General features: G+C 53.4%; 1 protein-coding gene. It reads right to left on the bottom strand.

Annotation, left to right across the window (positions count from 1 at the left end):
• Positions 1 to 7 precede the first annotated feature (7 nt).
• Positions 8 to 1022 (bottom strand): IS630-like element ISHsp2 family transposase gene (locus V8L70_RS22805; RefSeq protein WP_076611625.1). Its coding sequence is split into 2 segments (ribosomal slippage): positions 8 to 634 and positions 636 to 1022, totalling 1014 coding nucleotides; the frame shifts between segments, so codons are not numbered across the junction.
• Positions 1023 to 1084 lie beyond the last annotated feature (62 nt).

The following is a 1084-nucleotide window of genomic DNA, read 5'->3' as shown; positions in this document are numbered from 1 at the left end:
TAAGTGCTTATTCAAAATTAATCGCGTGATCAGCTTCATAGCTACCCAATAGCCGGTGTACCTCTTCACAGAGGTGATCAAACGAAAGGTAAGCACTCAACGGCAGCCATGCGTACTTCATCTGACGCCACAGTATCTCAATCAGATTCAGCTCCGGCGAGTAGGCCGATAAGTAAACCAGATGCACACGGTGCGACATCCACTCGACTATTTTCCGCCTGAAGGCCTGCGAGCGATGCATGCTGGCGTTGTCGAGCACCACAACAGCGAAGGTATCGGTTTTTTTCTGTGCTACAAACTGGTCAAACGCTTCGATGACCGTCTCGGTGGTCACTGACCCGGTAGTGGTGTGGTAGATCAGTTTCCCAGCACGGCTGAGGAACCCCAATACGTTCAGCCTTCGGCTGTGTGAGTAGGCGGTCACCTCGCAGGGTTGCCCGATGGGACTCCACGCATAGGGTACCGACGACGATTGTGAAAAACCCGATTCATCAAAGTAATAGAGCTCGTGCTCACCCTGGTCCTCCTGCTGATGGAGTGCCTTGAGGAGGCCTTGGGTGTTTCGGAAATCCGTCTCGTCACGCAATGCTTTGAGTGAGTGCCGGATACGTTTGAAGCTGAAGTCATTTTTTTTTCAACGCTCGGCGAAGGGTCACCGTGCTGACGGTCTTGCCCGTCTCTTCTTCAAAACGGGCCTGCAAGGATCGAATCTGGTGAGGCTGTTCGGCGACGAGCTCCTGCAGTCGCTGATGATCGCTCTCGTCCAAGACGGGCGTGCGACCACTGCGGGGCTTGTCGATCAATCCATCGAGGCCTGACGCTTCCCATTGTTTGAGCCATCGTGATACGGCGTCGCGGCGGACCTCCAGTATCTGGCTAATTTGGTTGATCGTATGGCCTTGATTGCTCAGTAGGATGGCATGTGCACGGCGTCGTAGAGCACGCTTCTCACCGTGGTGATAGGCGGAGGACAGCGTCTGCTGTTCAGAGTCAGTAAGGGGAGCAACGAAACGCCTTAACATGGTTCCATCCGTTAGAGATATCAGACTCCAACGTTACACGAAAACTTAAGATCAGGCACTTA

The sequence above is a fragment of the Vreelandella arctica genome (genome assembly GCF_037070215.1).
Lineage (GTDB): Bacteria > Pseudomonadota > Gammaproteobacteria > Pseudomonadales > Halomonadaceae > Vreelandella > Vreelandella arctica.
Note: the sequence above shows the minus strand (reverse complement) of the source record. Positions and strands in the feature narration are given on the sequence as shown.